An 18,781-nucleotide genomic window follows, 5' to 3' on the forward strand; every position below is an offset into this window, starting at 1 on the left:
ACGACGGGGAACGCGGCCGTGGTCCAGATGCTGCGGCAGGCGGGCCACCCGTGGGCCGAGGGGACGCACCAGCACGATGCGGGCTGCGAGCATGAGCAGGGCGGACAACCATCGGTGCAGCGTTCCGCCGTGCACGAGGTACTGCGCTCCGCCGGACAGCCCCTGGACGGCGGAACCCGTGCGGACATGGAGGCCCGGTTCGGCGCCGACTTCACCGACGTACGCGTCCACAACGACGGCGCCGCCCGCGCCTCAGCCGCCGAGATCGGCGCTCGCGCGTACACCTCGGGAAACCACATCGTGCTGGGCGACAGCGGGGGTGACCGGCACACCCTGGCCCATGAGCTGACCCACGTCATCCAGCAGCGCCAGGGCCCTGTGAGCGGCACCGACAACGGCGGCGGCCTCCGGGTCTCCGACCCGTCCGACCGGTTCGAACGGGAGGCGGAAGCACATGCCACACGCGTCCTGTCCGGCAACGCCCCGGCCCGTGAAGCGGCGGAGGCGACGGCCCTCGCGCCCGGCTCGGGCGACCCGTACGTACAGCGGATGCGCAGCGACAACCCCCACGCCGCCGGCGACACGCACAACGGGTGGGAACTGACCGCGCATCACGTCGTTGCCCACTCCCAGCTGAGCGGCGCGCTGGACTCACTGGATTCTGGGCAGCAGGCGACCCTGCTGCGCCAAGCGGTTCCCGAGGTGATCACCGACAAGATGCTGGCGAATCTGAAGATCGAGATTCCGCCGCACATGAACCGGGACGACTTCAAGAAAAGGCTCCGCGCCGCGCTGGTCAAGACGAGCGGGGGCGACACAGCCGAATTCCAGGGAAACAACCTCAAAGAAATTCGCTACGCCTTCTACGAGTGGCAGGGAGGCAATCAGTTCCTCGGCCCCAACACCAGCCTCCGCGCGGAACCGACCAAGAGCGGGGATGACACGGACTACGACGGCCGGCACTTCTCTCCGCTCGAAAATGACCGGTTCACGGACCTCACCTCTCTGGGGGACGAACTGAAGGCCGCGAACGCGGCCAAGGACAAGAAGCGACAGGCTCGCCTCCTGCGCGAAATCCTGAGCATTACCGTGAACGCCACCCCGCATCCGTTCGACGCCGGGGCCTGGACCGAGGTGACCTCGGTGGGGGAAGTGGACCGGCTGGCAGGCGCCCTGGGCAGGGACCACATGCGGGACTACACCTACTTCATGATCCGAATGGACGAGATAGAGAAGGGGAGGTATCAGGGGATCTCCCAGAACAAGGAGAAGACGAAGTTCTTCTACTACGGTGAACCGATCCACCCCATGGAAATCAAGGGCTCATACATCTACATCAAACTGAACACCGCGCAGGAAACAGTCGTCGAGAAAGAGAAGGTGTCGCTCGCCGGACTCCTGCCCAACGCCCAGGAATCCGGCGGGGACATAGAATTCGATCTGCCCGCCTTCGGTCGCGTCGACAACGGGGCCCTCATTCTGGACGGGTACACCGGATCGATCCCTGTCAAGGAGGCGTCGACCGGCCGATTCCGGGTGAAGGAGCAAATCTACAAGAACCGGGAGCTCGACACCGACGCCGCGGGAATGAAACTGTCCGACTTCTGCGTGGAGGTCCGCGTCCCGACCTCCACCTTCCTGCCCCGCGTTCTGGTGGAGGCGCTGGGCTGAGGACTGTCCCGTAAATGATCTTCAGGTCACCTCGGGCGTGGTCAGTGGACCAGTCCTTGGGCGACGCATCGACGACGTACGCCAACTGGTCACCGTCATGAAGTACTGCATGGAGAAGGAAGTCGAGCTCATCTTCCACTGACCGCCGCGGGCCGTCTCCCACCGGAGATGAGGAGCAGTTGCGGGACGGCCCTCGGCTTGGCACTGGAACGTGAGCCCGGCAAGGACGCCCTTCGTCACGCCGAGCCGGACATCGCGCACGCCCGGCCGGAAGCGGACGACTCGAATCCGTGCCGCGGACGTCTCCGACACCGTGGGTATGGTTTCCATGCCGATCGCCGGGATGCCCGGTGCGGGCCTGCCGCTACGGCGGGCCCGGAGTCATGGGTGATCGGTCACCATCGCACCGCATGCCAACAGCGAGTTCGAGCCGGCGACACCGGCTTCGCAGGTCGCCGCGGTGGCCGGCGCGTCACCCGGACCCTCGGCCGCGTGAGGTCACCCGCGACTGCCGACAGAAGGGCAGTTGGCCTCCCAGGCCGCCTCGATCATCCGGAAGACCTCGTCCACCGCGGACTGTGGATCGGGCGCCTCACGGGCCAGCGAATAGGCATCGATCACGAACCTCGCGATCGCCCGGCAGGCCGTTGTGGTCCGGGACAGGCCGAGATCGGCAGCGATGGCCGTCGCCAGCGACTCCGCATGGCGCAGCCTCATCGACTCCTCGTACTCCCGCAGCGCGGGCGAGGCGTCGATCATGCGCCAGATCGGGGCGGCGCTGTCCGCCGTGCAATGCCGCACAAGAGCCTGGATCTCGCGGCGCAGCGCAGGGATGAGCGGCTCGTGCGGCGCCCGGTCGGTGGCCGCCCGCGTGAGGCGTTGCTCGAAGTCGTCGTCCTGCTCGAATATCAGGGCCTCTTTCGAGGCGAAGTGGGAGAACAGCGTGGTGACGGCCACATCGGCCTCGGCGGCCACATCACGGATTCCCACCGCTTCATACCCGCGTTCCAGGAAGAGCCGCAGGGCGGTCTCAGCGATCTTTTGGCGGGTCGCGGCCTTCTTGCGCTCACGACGTCCGGACGGCACGGTCATGCCCTGACACTACCAAATACAAAACTGAAACCGTTTTTAAACACTAACCGTTAGTGCTACGGTCGTCCTCATGAAGAGAATGAGCTTCGCCGAGTTCGGCGGCCCGGACGTCCTGCAACTCACCGACGCCGAGGAACCCCACGCGGGCCCCGGCCAGATACGCATCGCCGTGCGGGCGGCGGGCGTGAACCCCGTCGACTGGAGGATCCGCGAAGGCCAGTTCCAGAAGGTCCGTCCGATCGAGCTGCCCTCCGGAGTCGGGCAGGACGCCGCCGGGGTGGTGGACGAGGTCGGCGAAGGCGTCGAAGGGGTCGAGCCCGGCGACCGCGTATTCGGGCGAGGCTCAAGCACCTATGCCGAATTCGCCGTGCTGTCGGCCTGGGCCCGTATCCCGGAGGGCCTGACCTACACGGAGGCGGCCGGGTACCCCTCCGTGGTGGAGACCGCGCTGCGCATCATCCGCCAGGCCGGTGTGCAGTCCGGACAGACGCTGCTGGTCAGCGGCGCGTCCGGCGGAGTCGGATCGGCGGTGCTGCAGATCGCCCGCGACCGCGGCATCACGGTGATCGGCACGGCCGGAGCCGCGAACCAGGACTATCTGCGCGGCCTGGGAGCCCTCGCCACGACGTACGGCGAGGGCTGGCCCGAGCGGGTGCAGCAGCTCGGCCATGTCGACGCGGCTCTCGATCTGGCCGGCTCGGGCGTCATCCGCGAGCTCGTCGAACTGACCGGGGACCCGCAGAAGGTGATCTCCATCGCCGATCTCGCCGCGCCGGATCTCGGTGCCCGGTTCTCCGGTGTGACCGGGGACGTGCCACGAGCCCTCGCCGAAGCCGCCGACCTCATCTCGCGGGCAAAGCTCCACATCCCGGTCGAGAAGTCGTACCCGCTCGCAGAAGCCGCGGCCGCGCACGTCGACAGCCATGCCGGTCACACGCGCGGGCGCCGGGTCATCGTCGTCCGAGCCGATACCCGCGCAGTCACGCGGCCCGGGCTCGGCAAACCGAATTCCCCGGATTCCGGGGCGACCAGGGCCGCTCCGGGGAGAGGACAGTAGTCTCGGGCCATGCCCGAGACATCGGTGGCGCACTTCTATGACGAACTGGCCGACGACTACCACCTGATCTACCCGGACTGGAACGCGAGCATCCGCCGGCAGGGAAACGCCCTGGACGCCCTGATCGGGCAGGATCGTGCGGCGGTGCTCGACTGTTCCTGCGGCATCGGCACGCAGGCCATCGGCCTGGCGATGCGCGGGCACCATGTCATCGGGACCGACCTCAGCCCCCGGGCCGCCGCCCGCGCTGCCCGTGAGGCCGCCCGCCGGAGCCTGAGCCTGCGCACGGCCGTCGCCGACATGCGGCGCCTCCCGTTTCCCGATGGCCGGTTCGACACCGTCGTCTGCGCCGACAACTCACTGCCTCACCTGCTGACAGAGCAGGATGCGCGCACCGCCCTGGCCGAGATGCACCGCGTGCTGCGCCCCTCCGGCCTGCTGCTCGCCAGCACACGCCCCTACGACGACCTGGTGCGCGACCGCCCGGCTTCGACACCGCCGCAGGTCCACCGGATCGCCGACCACGCCGACGACGGCGAACGTGCCGTCACCTTCCAACTCTGGCACTGGCATGACGACGGCGAGCACTACGACTTGGAGCACTTCCAACTCCTTCCGGCAGACGGAGAATGGCGCGTCCAGGTCCGCCGGACCACCTATTGGGCACTCGGTCGGGACCGGCTGACCGGCCTCGCAGCCGAGGCCGGGTTTGTCGACCTCGGGTGGCGGATGCCGCAGGAGACCGGCTTCTTCCAACCGCTGCTCGTCGCCCGCGCCGGCAAGTAGGTGATCCCACCCGCCCGGCCCCGGGGCGGCAGGTGTCAGCCGGCCTTGGCGGGTTCTTGCGACGAAGCCCTGGCCCTTCGTCGCGAGCGGGGCTCCGTTTCGGGATGATCTCCTGGCTCGCACGGACGCCGTCTCTCTGGAGGCGTGCCCGGAGGTCTGCCTGCCGCGACTGCGTGAGCTCGGCTTGGTGATTCCCGATCGATGGCGCTGTCCCGGGCGGGCCACGAGCCGTGATCGAGCCTCCCGAAGGGGCATGGTGGGACGGGGGCATTGTCGCCTTCGGCCACGCAGGTCGTGGGTGCACCCCGCAGAGCGAAACGACACGGGAAGAAAAGAAGACATGAGCTGTCGCCTTTAACGTGCACCGTGGTGCCATGAACAAGAACAGGACCACCCAGCACACCGGCCAGGACGGCCCGCTCGTCGGCCGGATCGCGCTCGTCGCCGGAGCAACCCGCGGCGCCGGACGCGCCCTCGCCGTCGAACTCGGCCGCGCCGGCGCCACCGTCTACGTCACCGGCCGCACCACCCGCGAGCACACCAGCGAGGTCGGCCGGACCACGGAAACCATCGAGGAGACCGCGGAACTGGTCACGGTGGCCGGCGGCACCGGCATCGCCGTCCCCACCGATCACCTGGACGAGGCCCGGGTACGCGCCCTCGTCGAACGGATCGACCACGAACAGGGACGGCTCGACATCCTGGTCAACGACCTCTGGGGCGGCGAGCACCTGCTCGTCGGCTCCGTCTTCGGCAAGAAGAGCTGGGAGACACCACTCGCCGACGGGCTGCGCATCCTGGAGCTCGGGGTGCGCTCGCACGTGATCACCGCGGCACTCGCCCTCCCTCTCCTGGTCCGTTCCGACGCACCCCTGCATGTGGAGGTCACCGACGGCACCGCGGTCTCCAACCGCAGGTACCGCGAGAACCTCTACTACGACCTCGCGAAGAACGCCCCGATCCGGATCGCGTTCGGGCTGGGCGAGGAACTGGCGGAGTACGGGGGCACGGCGGTCGCCGTCACACCGGGCTTCCTGCGCTCGGAACAGATGCTCGCCCACTTCGGCGTGAGCGAGGACAACTGGCGCGACGCCATCGCCCAGGAACCGGGCTTCGCGATCGCCGAGTCACCGCACTACCTCGCCCGCGCGGTCGCCGCGCTCGCCGCCGACCCGGACCGGTCCGCCCGATGGAACGGGAAGTCCACCTCAAGCGCGGAGCTGGCCAGGGTCTACGACGTACGTGACGTCGACGGCAGCCAGCCGGACGCCTGGGCGTACTTCGAGGACATCACATACGGCGGGAAGGACAGCCCCGCCGACGACTACCGCTGATCCCCCGACCCGCGACGTACGAATCGGCGGGGCTCCGAGCGCTCCCGAAAGCGGGTGCGGGGGGACGGCGATCCGCTTCAGGCCCGGCCGGGGGCGGCCGGTACCCGGGGGCGCCATCCCCGGCCCCCTCACCCGTCGAACGGATACTGCCAGCCCGCGAACCCTGGTGGGCAACCGCCGAATCCGTTCAGCCGGAACCGACGGTACGTACGAAGACGTGATGGGTGCACGCTACGGCGCGGGGCGGCGTGCGGTGTCACTGATGCGGATCAGAATCCCGATGAGGGCCCAGTTGGCGATGACGGAGGAACCGCCGTACGCCAGGAACGGCATCGTCATTCCGGTCAGCGGGATCAGGCCCATCACACCGCCGGCAACAACGAAGACCTGCAGGGCGAATGCGCCCGACAGACCGATGGCGAGGAGTTTTCCGAACGGGTCACGGGCGGCGAGGGCGGTGCGCACGCCGCGCTCCACGATCAGGCCGTAGATCAGCAGGATTGCCATAATGCCCGTCAGGCCCAGCTCCTCGCCGAAGGTCGCGAGGACGAAATCGGAGTTGGAGGCGAACCGGATGAGGTCGGAGTGGCCCTGGCCGAGGCCGGTGCCGAGGGTGCCGCCGGAGCCGAGCGCCCACAGCGCCTGCATCAACTGCTCGGAGTGACCGTCCACGTTCTGGCGGCTGAGCATGTATTCGTGCATCGGGTCGAGCCAGGCCTGGACACGCTGCTGAACATGCGGCTCGAAGGAGGCGACGCCGACGGCACCGGCCGCAGACATCATCAGCCCGAAGACGGTCCAGCTGGTCCGTTCGGTGGCGACGTACAGCATGATGACGAACATTCCGAAGAACAGCAGTGACGTGCCGAGGTCGGTCTCGAAGACCAGGATGAGGATCGAGAGGAACCAGATGACCAGGATCGGGCCGAGGTCGCGTCCGCGCGGCAGATACAGGCCCATGAAGCGGCGGCTGGCCAGGGCAAGCGCGTCGCGCTTGACCATCAGGTAACCGGCGAAGAAGACCGCGAGCACGATCTTGGCGAACTCACCGGGCTGGATACTGAAGCTGCCGACGTGGATCCAGATCTTCGCTCCGTATATGTCGGCGCCCAGGCCCGGGACCAACGGCAGCAGCAAGAGGAACAGTGCGCCCACCATGGAGATGTAGGTGTAGCGCTGCAGGACACGGTGGTCCTTGAGGAAGATCAGGACGACGATGAAGAGGGCGATGCCCATCGTCGTGTACATCAGCTGCCTCGGAGCAGCCGTTCCCGCCTGCTTGATCGACTGCAGCAGCTCGGACTGGTCCAGCCGCCAGATGACGACCAGGCCGAGTCCGTTCAGCAGCGTAGCCAGCGGCAGCAGCAGCGGGTCCGCGTACGGCGCGGTCTTCCGTACGACGAGATGGGCGACGCCGGCCAGCAGGCCCAGGCCCGCGCCATAGCTCAGCAGACCCGACGGCACCTGATTGTTGATGGCCAGGCCCGCGTTGGCGTAGGCGAACGCCGTGATGGCGACCGCGAACACCAGCAGCGCCAGCTCGGTGTTGCGCCGGCTCGGTGCGCCGATCGCGTGTGTGTGGTGCGTCGACGTGTCTGTGGTGCTGCTCATCGTGTGGCGGGGCCTCTCACGGCTTGCATGCTGCTGACCGCACAGCGAGGAGGCAACCTTCTGCTCTCCTCCAGAAGACCGGGCCGGAGCCGGGGCTGGGAGTCGGTGCGGTGGTGGTCTGGAACGGCGCCTTCGAAACCGCCGTAGTCGTCGGCGTTGTTGCCTCGGCTATCGCCTTAGACGTGAAGAAACCGTGTGCGGTTCCTGTGGTGCCTGTGGCATTGCCGGCCTTGCTCAGGCCCGTCCGGTGCAGTGATCGGGGGGCGGGGGCGGTCCATTCGACGTTCCAGGTTGCGGTGACGGCGCCCTGGGAGCCCTTGCTCCCCTGACCGGGCAATCCTCACCACTTGCCCGACGCCGACACCCGCCCATCAACACTCAACGCCCCATGAAACAAAACGGATCAGCACGGCCCGCAGCACCCAGGACCGGACACCAAACCGAGAACCGACCCAAGCCGGGAGGCGAAGCCTCCCACGTGCGATGACAGCGCTGCTTCCGCCTCCCCCAGAACCTGCCTCGTCCGGCTCGTCGCACAAAACACGGCTCAAGCGCCGACGCGGAGCCGCGGCGCCGTGCGTGGTCTCTCCTCTCGGTGACACCACACACGACGTTCGCGGCTCGGCGGCTCCGTGTCGCGACAGGACCGTCGGATCAGCCGATCAGGGTGTTCCTCAGCCAGGGAGCGATCACGGCCATCGCCTCACCGAAGCGCGAGATGGCGCAGTGGCCGGTGTCCGGGATCAGTTCGACCCGCGTGTCCCGGCGGCCCTCGAACACCAGGGTGTCGTCCAGTGGGACGTGGACGTCCTCGGTGCCGTTGACCACCAGCATCGGCCCATTGGCGTCCTGGTCCAGCAGGGGGAGCAGGTCGAAGGCCGCGAACGCCTCCTCTCGCTCGGCCGTGCTCGGCATGGCGTCGAAGCCCAGGGCATTGCCGACGATGCCGTCCATGCCGAAGGCGAAGCCGCGGCCCGGGGCGAAGGAGCGCTCCACCGGGCCGCCGAGCACCACGGAGGCGTCCACCGCACCGGTCAGTCCGGTCCGGGCAGAGTAGTAACCGCCCATCGAGATGCCGAAGTGACCGACCTTCCCGTTGCCGATCGTGCGGGCGAAGGCGACCAGTCCGGCGATCACCTCGGCCCCGCCATCCGGGGTCATCGGCAGGTGGGCGGTCTCGCCGGTGCCGACGATGTCGAACAGCAGCAACCGTGCCGGCAGCGCGAGCGCGAGCTGCTCCCACATTCCGTGCAGGTCGGTCTTCCAGGAGTCCACCCCGCCGCTGGCCAGCACGACCGGCGCGTCGGCGGGCAGGCCGGGGGCGGCAATCAGGTGGATCGGCAAGGTGGCCTCGCCGCCGCGGTACGGGACGGTGAGCGTGCGGCGCTCGAACTCCACCGGGAAGCCGGGGGCAGCGAGGGTGTACTGCTCGACCTGGCGGGCGAGCGCGGTGCGCTTCGGGTCGTCGGCCAGTGAGGGGAACTTGGCCCAGCCGTACGCCTGCGCGGCCAGGCGGTGGGATCCGGCCTCGGCGTGCCGGGCGGCGAGAGCGGACCACTCGTACACCCAGCTCCCGGGCCGGTCAGGCCACATCTCGGTGACGGCGGCGCGGACCACGTCCACCTCGTCGGCGGGGAGACCGAGGGTCATCTGTGGGTAGCGCTCGACGAACAGGTCCTGCGGATCCAGGGGCCAGGTGAAAGACATGGTGATGCCTCCTGCTGCACTTAAAGCCGGAATTCTTGCTTTAGCGACTATGCACCCGGACCACATTTAACGCAAGCTCTCCTGCGTTAAGGTGGTGATCGAGGTGATCGACACATGACTGAGCAAGAAGCGGAACCGATCCGCCGCCGCCCTGGAGGCCGCGCCGCACGCGTCCGCCAAGCTGTTCTGGCGGCCGCCATGGAGGTGCTGACCGAGGAAGGCATCGCCCGCCTCAGCATCGCCGAGGTCGCGGCCCGCGCCGGGGTCAACGAGACAACGGTGTACCGGCGTTGGAGCAGCCGGGAGAAGCTCGTGCTGGACGCCATGCTGGCCGGCAGCGACGAGGGCATCCCCGTCCCCGACACTGGATCCGTCCGCACCGACCTGGCCGCCTTCGCCCGCGCACTGGCCGAGTACCTGGCCACCCCGACCGGCCGCTCGGTTGCCCGGGCGGCCTCGCTCAGCGCCGACGACCCGGACCTCGCCGAGGCTTGGCAGGCCTTCTGGAAGTCCCGCCTCGATCAGGCCGGCGTCATCATCAGCCGGGCCGTCGAACGCGGAGAACTCCCGGCGGACACGGACGCGGCCCTGGCGCTGGAACTGCTCTGCTCCCCGCTCCAGACCCGCTCCCTGCTCGGCCACCGCCCGATCGAGCCGGAACTGCCGGAACGCTTGGCCGACTTGGTGCTGGACGGACTGAGCGGGAGGAACTAGATGCATTGATCACGAGCCTTGTTGACACGTGGCCCTGATCAAAGGGGAAGACCTCCGGTGTGGTGGAGCTGACCAGGAACGCGCCACGCGGAGGTCTTCGTGTCCCACCGCAATGCCCGGCTGACTGTTCATGGCAGGCGACGGCTGATCCAACGTGCCTGTTCCGGGCCCATTCCGGGCCTGCTCCAGGTCTGTTCCAGGTCTGCTCCGGGTCTGCTCCTGCCGTCCGGTCGCTCACATGGGCCGAGGAGCTCAAATCTCGCGGACGACCGCCCACGAGTAAGTCCGATGGCAGGCCGAGGGCGATCCGGGAATCGGCGCGACCCTCGGACTGCCCGCCTCTACGGTGCACCGGATCCTGACCCGTCACGGCCTGAACCGTCTGGCCTGACTGGAACGCCCGACCGGCGAGCCGATACGCCACTACGCTGCAAGTCCAAGCTCTTCACCCAGGCCCTATCCGCGGCCGACTTCGCCCACAAGCGCATCCCCCTACCGGCCGCAGACCAACGGCAAGGTCGAGCGCTTCAACGCCTACGCTCGGCTCCCCGAAGACCGCAACAGACGGTTCAAGGCCCCCGCCCGCAGGAACAGCGCGCCTGCTCGGGCGCGGCTTCTGGCAGGACGGCCGGCTGCCACACGACCCGCGTCACGTCCTCGACACTGTTGGCGAATCCAGGGGCTGAACGTGACATCGGCCTTCATGACCCGTTGTGGTTGTGAAGGCCGACGTGGTGCTCGGGGAGGGTCTCGGTGTCGCTGCACGCCCGGAAGACCGACGGGGTACGGGGTTCCTGAGGAGACGGCCCGGTGGCACGGGCTGCGTTCCCGAAGGGCAGCCTGGCTATGCGGATCCGTGACGAGCTGGGCGAGCTGTTCTCGGACACGGACTTCGTCGGGCTGTACGCCACTTCCACCGGCCCCACGCGCATGATGATGTGCGTGAAACGCTCGGTGGTGAACACGATGGAGGAGTCTCCGGTGCCAGCGTTCTTGGGGTTGTAGCAGTCGTACAGCTTCCGGTACAGCGTCAGGTTCTCCTCGACCAGGGAGACGGCCTCGGCTTTGGGCGCGGGCCCATCGAGGGTGCCCGGTGACCGTGGCACAGAGAGGGTCAAGTCGATCCCGTCGCCCCCGTTGCCCGGGGCATCGAACACAATGCTCCCGTAGCCGTGCCGCTCGGCGGACTCCTGAGCCGTCGCGGAGCACGGCAGATACTTGGCGAATTCCTCGGACGTAGCAGCGTCACGCCAGCCGACCGACTTCGAGTCGGTTCGCTTCCACCCTGCGGGCAGCTCCGCAGTGGTGGGCAACATGCGGCGAAGGTCGTCGTTGCTGGGCGCATCGCTTGCGGCCTGGCGGACTGCTCCGGCGTCTGCTTGCGTGACGCCTGCCGGGACGGTTCAGGCGATGCGCTGTCGTCGCCTGAACAAGAAGTGACGGCCGTCGCGAGAAGGACGGACAGAACCAATCCAGAAACTCCGCGGGCTCCGGCCCGCCTGCACCACACCAATTCCCCCAACCACCGCGACGGAAGGAAAAGACGGTCGCCAAACGCCGATGGAGGACCGGCGAGCGAGCAAACGCCTCCGCCGACGTCACGCTCGCCCCCGAGGTTCGCCAACAGTGTCCTTCCTCTGGAAAGAGGTGGGCGGCAGGCGGTGGGTGAGCGGTCACTCACCGTGGACGGGCCCTGCTCACCCTCTCAGGTGTCAACTCAGCGTGCTGCTGCCGCTGTTGGCTTCGCGAGCGTGCAGCCTGTGGCCGACAGGTTGAGCTTGTTGCCCGTCGTGAAGCAAGCGGGGATGCCGTAGGTCTCCTGGGCGTATCCGGTTCCCCGGCGGATGGTGACGGCTCCCTGCTCGTTCACCTCGCAGGGGTTGTCAAGGGTGCAGCTTCCGCCGCTCTCGTTGATGGTGTTGTTGATCGCCGTGACCTGCCCGGTCGTCGTGTCGATGACCGGGGAACCCGAGGTACCCCCGATGATCTGGCATTCCGGGGTGTAGCGGACGGCGTCCTTCCATGTCCACTGGTCCTCTTTCAGGCGGTACGCGAATCCATCGACGGAGCAGGAGTAGACCCGCTTCCAGTAGCCGGAGACCACGTCGATCGCATGCCCCTGTACCGGGTGGGTCGCGGACAGCGTCAGCGGCGCGATTCCCGTGGACTGCTGTATCTGGGCGTATGTCTTGGTCAGTTGGTAGAGCGTGACGTCCGTGTCGGTCATCGTCGCGTAGACGACTTTGTTCGCCTTGAGCGTTCCGGCCGTGCCGGCCGAGGCGTTGAGCAGAGTGAAACTGCGGGTGGAGGACTGGTTGGTGATGACCTGGCCCGCGCTCGGCAGGCCTGTTTCGAGGCAATGGCCGTTCGTCATGACCAGTCCCGGGTCCGTCGCCTGCGAGTTCGGCATGCGGATCAAGGAGCCTGAACAGTTACTGAGGGCCACGGTGCCGGCAAAGGAGGAGGCTGTCACCGAGGCGGACGCGCTGTCAGGGTGCACGGCGGCCGTCACGGCAGTGGGGGTCGCCCCGCTCACGCGGTTGGGTGCTGCGGCTGCCGTGCCCGTGGCGCTTGTCAAGACGGCGGCGCCGAGGGCGAGGGTGGCGAGGAGAGGTTTGCGCATGGTGATGGTCGGTCCTCTCGGTCCGGTCCAGGAGCCCGGCGGCCCCTGGACGGTGAAGGGTGACCGCATTGTCGGCGTACAGCCAAGCTCTCCGCTACCCCGCAGCTCCGCCCTGGCTCTTTTCGCCCCCTTGACTGCCACCGCACCGGGACCGGCGTGGACGCGGGTGTCGTGTACGCCCGTCACGCCGGAGGAGTGGGGCGAGGTCGGCGGGTATCCACTCGGGGCCTCACGCGGTTCCACACGAGGCGTGCAGCGCTCGGGGCCGGGCAGGCCCTTGGTGACCGCTGTCCTCCAGAACGGCCGCGAGTCGGTCGGCGTTCTCGCGGGTCTTGGCCGCGCGTAGACACGAACCACGTCGACTGCCGGGCAGCGAGGGCCGGCCATTCGTAATCGCGGACTCCAGGCGCGTAACCGGCGCTTCTCGCCGCGGTATTTCCGGACATGCTGAATCGGCGGCGCCCCGTGGTCACTACGGGCTGCCGCACCCCGGACGCCCAACTCAAGCACCGCCGACGGCACGTCGGTCCGGAACTGGCGGTGGGACTCGACTGGGCACGCCTTGGACTTCTCCGAACAGGCCGGGGCGGGCACAGATGTCACGGGGCGGGCGCGGCGGGGCGACGCGCGGTTCCCAGGTGCCAGAAGAGGGTCAACGCGGTGACGCCGATGGTCGCGCCCCAGACCGCCGCCCGGACCAGGCAGGATGGGTGCGAGGGCGCGGCCCTGCCTGAGCGGACGCGGACGATCGGGCAGCGTAGGCGGCGGGGAGTGTCACCCCGGGTGTCGCCGGGTATGAGAGCGAGTCGGGACGGATTCCCGGGATGACGCGGGGGATCACTGAAGCCATGTTGTCCCGGAGCAGTTCCGCGATCTGTGTGGCACACCGCGTTTCCGTTTCCCCTTGACGGTGCCGGACCTCCGGGCAGCCCCCAACCGGAGTGGAGAATGCACGAAATCCTCGACGCGCACCGGGCTCGGCGCGGTGGCTTCCTCCCGGCCGTACCGGTCCATCGTCTCGCGGGCCTGACCGGCCGGCTTCGTCAAGGCGGCCCGGAGCTGGCGCAGCTGCTCTTCGTCGACGGCCGCGCCTCAGCTTTGAGGACGGCCGATGCGGCCGGCAGCAGAAGTCGGCGCGAGGATCCTCGGAGGACTCCCCTCCACGGACAGCCGCCCCTAGCCTGCATGTATGACCACGGGGGACGAACTGCTCCTGCTCGCCATAGTCCCGGGCAGGCGACGTATACGCATACGGGCCGAGGACCGGCTTCGGTTCGCCCTGCGGGCTTCGGAGTTGGTGGATCTGGGTCTGGCCGGACGGATCACGGTCACCCCCGGCGGATCGAGGTGACCGGCTCCCAGAGCGTCGAGGACCGTCGACTGAGTAATGTCCTGCGCAGCCTGAGCGCGGCTGCTCCCCCGCCCGGCCTCAAGGACTGGCTGCGCCGGACACCACGCTCCCTCACCATCGAGTACCTTTCCCGGCTCGAAGACCAGAAGGCGGTCCGTGTCCGCAGGTGGCGCGACCCCGGTGGCCGTGCCCGCCACGACATTCTCTCCGTCGACCTGCCGCGCCGCCGGGCGCTGCTGGCCCGTCTCGACAACGTGGTCCGCTCCGGCTCCGCAGTGCCGAAGGCTGCCCACGACGTATCCCTCGCCATGCTCGTCCAGGCTGCGGGCCTGGCCTCTGCCGCCTATCCAGGCTTGCAGGGCATCACCGATCGCCGCCGTTTGGCCGCCGTCGCCGCGTCTGACCATCTCACGCCCGCCACCGCCAGTGCGGTCCTGGGCGACGACGCGGAACTCGCAGCAGCACTGACCACCGGCGCCGACGCCCTCACCCGCCAGCTCCTCGGCGAGCTGAGCGACCTCTACGCCGACTTCACCCGACCGCCTTCTGCTCAACAGTGGCGGCGCGCTCCCTCTGGCCGGGCAGCAGCCGATGGTCCGGCAGCAGACCGGTGTCATCGACGCGGCGCGGGCTGCCGGGGTCACGTGGGTGGTGAAGGTGTCGGCATGGCAGCCCGGCCCGGATTCGAAGCTGTCTGTAGGCGCGCACTGGGAGATCGAGCAACACCTCCGGGCGTCCGGGCTGCGGTGGTCGTCGCTGCGGCCCACCGGCTACATGCAGAATTTCTTCACCGGTGACGGCGGCTTCACCCACAGCGGCGCCCTGGCGGGCCCGTACGGCATGGGACGTGTGGCGTACATCGACGCCTACGACGTCGCCGCCTGTGCCGCCGCACTGCTGACGGGACCGCTCGGAGGCGGCGACGCCTATGCGCTCACCGGCCCGGAGGCGCTGACGCATGAGGAGATCGCGGCCAAGCTCGCCATTCCCTTCCACGATCTGACACCCAAGAAGGCATCCGAGGATCTACGGGTGCAAGGGCTGCCCGGCTGGTTCGTGGATGACCTCCTCCGGCTCTATGCAGATATGGCGGCCGGCTCCATGGCCGAAGTGACAACGGCGGTGAGGGACCTGACGGGGTGCCCGCCTCGTACGTTCGACGAGTTCTTGGCGAACCGTTAGGACACACCCGCTGAGCCGTGGATCCCACAAGGCCGTGAACGCGCTGTCCGCCGACGGGCCGCGGCATCGCGTCCAGATGCTCCCTGGGTTCCCGCGCGCACCAGAAGCACCCGATGCTTCCTTGGCAAGTGCCCGAGTACTGCCAGGAATCGAGTTCTGCTCAACTTCTGTGGTGCGTAACTGTAAGTGACCAGTTAGATGTCGAAGAGGGCTTCTTCCTGCGGCGGGACCGGTGGGTCAAGGATGTTGCGCAGTCGGGTGATGTCCTGGCGCCACTTCGAGCCGTTCGGTGGCGCGTCGCCGCCGAGCCGATTGCGTCGCAGGAGCGCCAGCGCGGCTGCGCTCGGTGCCTGACCGCAGGCTGGACGGGTCGCGGCGGCAGCCTCGAATTGCTCGTTGAACGCCAAGGCCTCGGAGAGGCAGTCCTCATCTGTGATCGTCATGCCGACGACAATTGCAGCTGCCCGCGACAACACCCTGTCACCCCTTATTCATGATCTGAGCCATGATCCTGCCCTCTTTCCTGGTGCGACCGGATTCGAATGCCAGGTTGGTGCAAGGCGGCCTCGGTCTTGGCACCGCAGGCTGCGATGAGGGCATTGAGCAGCCTGCGGGCGCCCCTGCAGGACTCGGCATGCGCGGCCTGCAACGGTCACCTGGTTCAGGCACGACGTTCTGCATGACTGCCCCTGATTTCGTTCGTGACAGTGGATTTACATCGCTTTTGTTCACTTCAGCCAACCATTGGGCGGGGGGTTGGGCAGACTGGTCCTCACGCTGCAGCTCGATCCGGGAGGAACCATCGTGGCTTCACATCCCTTTCAGATCACCGCATGGCACAAGAGCTCCTACAGCCTCAATGAGGACAGCTTCTGTTTGGAGACAGCCCGGTTTACGTTGAACCGGACCGGAGTGCGCGACTCGAAGGTTCCCAACGGGCCCGTGCTGCTGCTGACGTCCCCCCAGTGGCATACGTTCGTCGACCACATCAAGGGGCAGCCCGCCGCCCAGTGCTCTGACCACATAGGTTCGCCGGGTCGGTGGTCGTGGCGGTTGGATGGGCGGTGACGTCCGATCCGACCGCTGGAGGCGCGGTGGCCGAGCCTGTCCGTGTGCGCAGAGTGACCGACCAGAAGGGGCAGAAGCTGCAGCAGATCGTGCGCCGGGGCAGCACCAACTCGGTGCGCTACCGGCGCGCGATGATGCTGCTGGCGTCGGCCGGCGGGAACCGGGTGCCGGTGATCGCCCACCTGGTGCAGGCCGACGAGGACACCGTGCGCGACGTGATCCACCACTTCAACGAGATCGGCCTGGCCGGTCTGGACCCTCAGTGGGCGGGAGGCCGTCCCCGCCTGCTCAGCGCTGACGACGAGGACTTCGTCATCCGGACGGCCACCCCCCGCCCCACCAAACTCGGCCGGCCCTTCACCCACTGGTCCCTGCACAAGCTCGTCGCCTACCCGCGGAAACTCCACGGCCGAATCATCCGGATCGGCCGTGAGGCCTTACGCTGCATGCTTGCCCGCCGCGGTGTCACCTTCCAGCGAACCAAGACGTGGAAGGAACCCCCGACCCGGACCGGGAGACGAAGCTGGACCGGATCGAGGAGGTCCTCGACCGCTTCCCGGACCGGGTCTTCGCTTTCGACGAGTTCGGCCTGCTCGGGAACCGGCTCACCGCGGGCTCGGGCTGGGCCGCTGAGAAGCGCCCCGACCGGCTGGCCGCCACTTATCACCGCACTCACGGCGTGCGCTACTTCCACGGCGGATACTCACTCGGCGACGACACCCTGTGGGGCAACAAACCAGCACAAGAAGGGCGCCGCCAATACGCTGGCCGCGCTGAAATCGATCCGCGCCGCCCGGCCCGGCGGCGCCCCGAATTACGTGATCCTCGACAACCTGTCTGCCCACAAGGACACCCAGATCCACCGCGGGGCCAGGAAGAACAGAGTCGAGTTGTGCTTCACCCCGCCCTACACCTCGTGGGCGAACCCGATCGAAGCCCACTTCGGACCGCTTTCGACAGTTCACCATCGCCAACTCCAACCCCCCAACCACCCGGTGCAGACCCGGGCCCTGCACGCCCACCTCCGTCGGCGCAACGACAACGCCCGCCACTCTGATGTGCTTGCCGCCCAACGCAGGGAACGTGCGCCCGTATCCGCGGCGAGAAGGGCATCCGCTGGGGCGGACGCCCTCTTCAGGCGGCCCGATCATGAACCGCAGGGCTAGGATGCCGATCCGGCTCGTCTACGAGACCCACGCCACCACCATCGACAACGAGGCCGGAATCGCCACAGGCTGGCTACCGGGAGTCCTCTCACCGGTCGGCCGCCGGCAGGCCCGGGAACTCGGCGACCGCCGTCGCAACGACGGCATCGCGGCGGTGTTCACCTCCGACCTGCACCGCGCTGTGGACACCGCGCGGATCGCCTTCGCGTGTACCACCGTGCCGATCCACCAGGATCACCGCCTGCGTGAATGCAACTACGGGCGCCTCAACGGCCGCCCGCAAGCAGCTCTTGCCCCGCTGCGGGGGCGGCACATCGACGAGCCGTTCCCCGGCGGCCAGAGCTACCGCGAAGTTCTGGCCGCCACCGAAGACTTCCTTGGCGACCTGGGCACATGGTGGGACGGCAGCCGCATCCTGCTGATCGCCCACTCGGCCAACCGATGGGCCCTGGACTGCTTGCTCACCGGCGCAGACCTCGAAGACCTCGTCCAAGCCCCGGCCCACTGGCAGCCAGGATGGGAATACACCGTCCCACCAACTGGCCCACCACCGGCGCAACCCGGCAAACGTTCCCGGTCAGAGCAGTAGGGGGTGCCTTTCGGATCAGGCCCCGCAATCCCGGCCTGATCCGAAAGACAGGCCTCAGCCGGCCTGTGCCGACGGCCCCAGCCAGGGGGCGAACTGCTCGGCGACCAGCGATGCCACGGCCGCAGCGTCCCGTGTCCCGTCGACCTCGATCACGGGGACGCCCAGACGCCGGGCGCCGCGCACCGCGTCCTCGGCGACCAGTCGGTCGCGGGCCATCCGGTTGGCCTGGGCGCGGGCCGGGTCGCTGACCGGCACACCCAGGGCGCCCGCACGAGGTACTGTGCGGATCTGGTGCTGCCGGAAGTCCTCGGTGGGCACGAGGACGACCATCCGCCGGACCGAATCGAGCAGTGGGGCGACCAGCTCGGGCCGCAGCCCCCATCCCTCGGCGATCGCAGGCCGGCCGGTCGACAAGGCGCGCAGGTCGTCCAGAGCCCACTCGAACCGCAGCGGGAAACCGGCCAGTGTCTCGGCCGCCATCTCCTCCGGGCCCCGCTCCGTCCAGACCTGCTCGGGCCCCGGATCCGCCACTGGCTCGCCCAGCGCCACCCGCCGAGCGATCCGGCGGTCCTGATGGCCCCGGGCGTCGTGGTAGTCATAGTGATATACCGTCAGACCGAATTGGTGCGCGAGGAGTTCGGACACGGTTGTCTTACCGGCCCACTGCGCGCCGCCGATCCACAGCATCCGACGCAGACTGCCGTGTGGATCCCAGACCTCTGCCATGAAAGTCCTCCCGTGGGCGGGTGGCGCGCACGGCCACCCGGGAGTGAGTGTCCTGGTTTGCGGGAAGAAATTGCAGTCTTGCTTTTCGAGGCGTGCCTGGCAGA

General features: G+C 68.2%; 14 protein-coding genes and 5 pseudogenes. 12 read left to right on the forward strand and 7 right to left on the reverse strand.

The features are described from left to right. The first annotated feature begins 27 nt into the window (after nt 1–27). Nucleotides 28–1,671 (forward strand): eCIS core domain-containing protein, encoded by a 1,644-nt coding sequence (locus EES42_RS32380; RefSeq protein ID WP_241196775.1) that lies wholly within the window; start codon nt 28–30, stop codon nt 1,669–1,671. Between the two features lie 498 nt (nt 1,672–2,169). On the opposite strand, the gene EES42_RS32385 is transcribed toward EES42_RS32380, so the two are convergent. Then, complete coding sequence (locus EES42_RS32385; protein WP_124721803.1) at nt 2,170–2,763, reverse strand: TetR/AcrR family transcriptional regulator; 594 nt, start codon at nt 2,761–2,763, stop codon at nt 2,170–2,172. A 70-nt stretch (nt 2,764–2,833) separates the two neighbouring features. Here EES42_RS32385 and EES42_RS32390 point away from each other — a divergent pair. The 3 genes and pseudogenes from EES42_RS32390 to EES42_RS32400 form a co-directional block, all read left to right on the forward strand. Further along, a pseudogene (locus EES42_RS32390) lies at nt 2,834–3,724 on the forward strand (NADP-dependent oxidoreductase); the annotation flags it as partial. 105 nt (nt 3,725–3,829) lie between these two features. Continuing rightward, a complete protein-coding gene (locus EES42_RS32395) occupies nt 3,830–4,606 on the forward strand; it encodes a class I SAM-dependent methyltransferase (RefSeq protein ID WP_124721805.1) in 777 nt (258 codons plus the stop codon). A gap of 374 nt (nt 4,607–4,980) precedes the next feature. Next, a complete protein-coding gene (locus tag EES42_RS32400) occupies nt 4,981–5,940 on the forward strand; it encodes an SDR family oxidoreductase (RefSeq protein WP_124721806.1) in 960 nt (319 codons plus the stop codon). A 231-nt stretch (nt 5,941–6,171) separates the two neighbouring features. On the opposite strand, the gene EES42_RS32405 is transcribed toward EES42_RS32400, so the two are convergent. Then, complete coding sequence (locus EES42_RS32405) at nt 6,172–7,551, reverse strand: FtsW/RodA/SpoVE family cell cycle protein (protein WP_124721807.1); 1,380 nt, start codon at nt 7,549–7,551, stop codon at nt 6,172–6,174. 654 nt (nt 7,552–8,205) lie between these two features. Continuing rightward, nucleotides 8,206–9,258, reverse strand: coding sequence for an alpha/beta hydrolase (locus EES42_RS32410; RefSeq protein WP_124721808.1), 1,053 nt, complete (start codon nt 9,256–9,258; stop codon nt 8,206–8,208). Nucleotides 9,259–9,372: 114 nt separating this feature from the next. Here EES42_RS32410 and EES42_RS32415 point away from each other — a divergent pair, with 114 nt between their 5' ends. Together EES42_RS32415 and EES42_RS46550 are read left to right on the forward strand one after the other, a co-directional pair. Next, a complete protein-coding gene (locus EES42_RS32415) occupies nt 9,373–9,972 on the forward strand; it encodes a TetR/AcrR family transcriptional regulator (protein ID WP_124721809.1) in 600 nt (199 codons plus the stop codon). Nucleotides 9,973–10,071: 99 nt separating this feature from the next. Next, nucleotides 10,072–10,360 (forward strand): annotated as a pseudogene (locus EES42_RS46550) (hypothetical protein); the annotation flags it as partial. 313 nt (nt 10,361–10,673) lie between these two features. Here EES42_RS46550 and EES42_RS45095 read toward each other — a convergent pair. Together EES42_RS45095 and EES42_RS32430 are read right to left on the reverse strand one after the other, a co-directional pair. Further along, nucleotides 10,674–11,288: a hypothetical protein gene (locus tag EES42_RS45095; RefSeq protein ID WP_164495409.1), complete on the reverse strand. Its 615-nt coding sequence runs from the start codon at nt 11,286–11,288 to the stop codon at nt 10,674–10,676. A 401-nt stretch (nt 11,289–11,689) separates the two neighbouring features. Further along, a complete protein-coding gene (locus tag EES42_RS32430) occupies nt 11,690–12,595 on the reverse strand; it encodes a S1 family peptidase (protein ID WP_124721811.1) in 906 nt (301 codons plus the stop codon). A 1,189-nt stretch (nt 12,596–13,784) separates the two neighbouring features. Between EES42_RS32430 and EES42_RS47650 the strand changes: the two are divergent. The 3 genes and pseudogenes from EES42_RS47650 to EES42_RS46560 form a co-directional block, all read left to right on the forward strand. Continuing rightward, nucleotides 13,785–14,320, forward strand: a pseudogene (locus tag EES42_RS47650) (GPP34 family phosphoprotein); the annotation flags it as partial. 217 nt (nt 14,321–14,537) lie between these two features. Continuing rightward, nucleotides 14,538–14,678 (forward strand): annotated as a pseudogene (locus tag EES42_RS47655) (SDR family NAD(P)-dependent oxidoreductase); the annotation flags it as partial. 42 nt (nt 14,679–14,720) lie between these two features. Then, nucleotides 14,721–15,128, forward strand: a complete 408-nt coding sequence (locus EES42_RS46560) for a Rossmann-fold NAD(P)-binding domain-containing protein (RefSeq protein ID WP_241196729.1) — start codon at nt 14,721–14,723, stop codon at nt 15,126–15,128. A 194-nt stretch (nt 15,129–15,322) separates the two neighbouring features. Here EES42_RS46560 and EES42_RS46565 read toward each other — a convergent pair whose 3' ends face one another. Then, a complete protein-coding gene (locus EES42_RS46565) occupies nt 15,323–15,571 on the reverse strand; it encodes a hypothetical protein (RefSeq protein WP_241196730.1) in 249 nt (82 codons plus the stop codon). Nucleotides 15,572–15,932: 361 nt separating this feature from the next. Between EES42_RS46565 and EES42_RS32455 the strand changes: the two genes are divergently transcribed. The 3 genes and pseudogenes from EES42_RS32455 (at nt 15,933) to EES42_RS32465 (ending at nt 17,951) form a co-directional block, all read left to right on the forward strand. Further along, entirely contained in the window at nt 15,933–16,196 is a 264-nt protein-coding gene (locus tag EES42_RS32455; protein ID WP_241196731.1) for a DUF397 domain-containing protein, read from the forward strand. A gap of 26 nt (nt 16,197–16,222) precedes the next feature. Beyond that, nucleotides 16,223–17,349, forward strand: a pseudogene (locus EES42_RS32460) (IS630 family transposase). Nucleotides 17,350–17,363: 14 nt separating this feature from the next. Beyond that, a complete protein-coding gene (locus EES42_RS32465; protein WP_124721814.1) occupies nt 17,364–17,951 on the forward strand; it encodes a histidine phosphatase family protein in 588 nt (195 codons plus the stop codon). Nucleotides 17,952–18,005: 54 nt separating this feature from the next. On the opposite strand, the gene EES42_RS32470 is transcribed toward EES42_RS32465, so the two are convergent. Beyond that, nucleotides 18,006–18,677 (reverse strand): hypothetical protein, encoded by a 672-nt coding sequence (locus EES42_RS32470; protein ID WP_124721815.1) that lies wholly within the window; start codon nt 18,675–18,677, stop codon nt 18,006–18,008. Nucleotides 18,678–18,781 lie beyond the last annotated feature (104 nt).

This window comes from Streptomyces sp. ADI95-17 (genome assembly GCF_003846175.1).
Taxonomy (GTDB): Bacteria; Actinomycetota; Actinomycetes; order Streptomycetales; family Streptomycetaceae; genus Streptomyces; species Streptomyces sanglieri.

Coding starts and splice junctions, on each gene's coding strand:
- EES42_RS32470 (WP_124721815.1), bottom strand. CDS start 18,677: ATGGCAGAGGTCTGGGATCCACACGGCAGTCTGCGTCGGATGCTGTGG.
- EES42_RS32395 (WP_124721805.1), top strand. CDS start 3,830: ATGCCCGAGACATCGGTGGCGCACTTCTATGACGAACTGGCCGACGAC.
- EES42_RS32430 (WP_124721811.1), bottom strand. CDS start 12,595: ATGCGCAAACCTCTCCTCGCCACCCTCGCCCTCGGCGCCGCCGTCTTG.
- EES42_RS32385 (WP_124721803.1), bottom strand. CDS start 2,763: ATGACCGTGCCGTCCGGACGTCGTGAGCGCAAGAAGGCCGCGACCCGC.
- EES42_RS32415 (WP_124721809.1), top strand. CDS start 9,373: ATGACTGAGCAAGAAGCGGAACCGATCCGCCGCCGCCCTGGAGGCCGC.
- EES42_RS32465 (WP_124721814.1), top strand. CDS start 17,364: ATGCCGATCCGGCTCGTCTACGAGACCCACGCCACCACCATCGACAAC.
- EES42_RS32410 (WP_124721808.1), bottom strand. CDS start 9,258: ATGTCTTTCACCTGGCCCCTGGATCCGCAGGACCTGTTCGTCGAGCGC.
- EES42_RS45095 (WP_164495409.1), bottom strand. CDS start 11,288: ATGTTGCCCACCACTGCGGAGCTGCCCGCAGGGTGGAAGCGAACCGAC.
- EES42_RS32400 (WP_124721806.1), top strand. CDS start 4,981: ATGAACAAGAACAGGACCACCCAGCACACCGGCCAGGACGGCCCGCTC.
- EES42_RS32380 (WP_241196775.1), top strand. CDS start 28: ATGCTGCGGCAGGCGGGCCACCCGTGGGCCGAGGGGACGCACCAGCAC.
- EES42_RS32405 (WP_124721807.1), bottom strand. CDS start 7,551: ATGAGCAGCACCACAGACACGTCGACGCACCACACACACGCGATCGGC.
- EES42_RS46565 (WP_241196730.1), bottom strand. CDS start 15,571: ATGACGATCACAGATGAGGACTGCCTCTCCGAGGCCTTGGCGTTCAAC.
- EES42_RS46560 (WP_241196729.1), top strand. CDS start 14,721: ATGCAGAATTTCTTCACCGGTGACGGCGGCTTCACCCACAGCGGCGCC.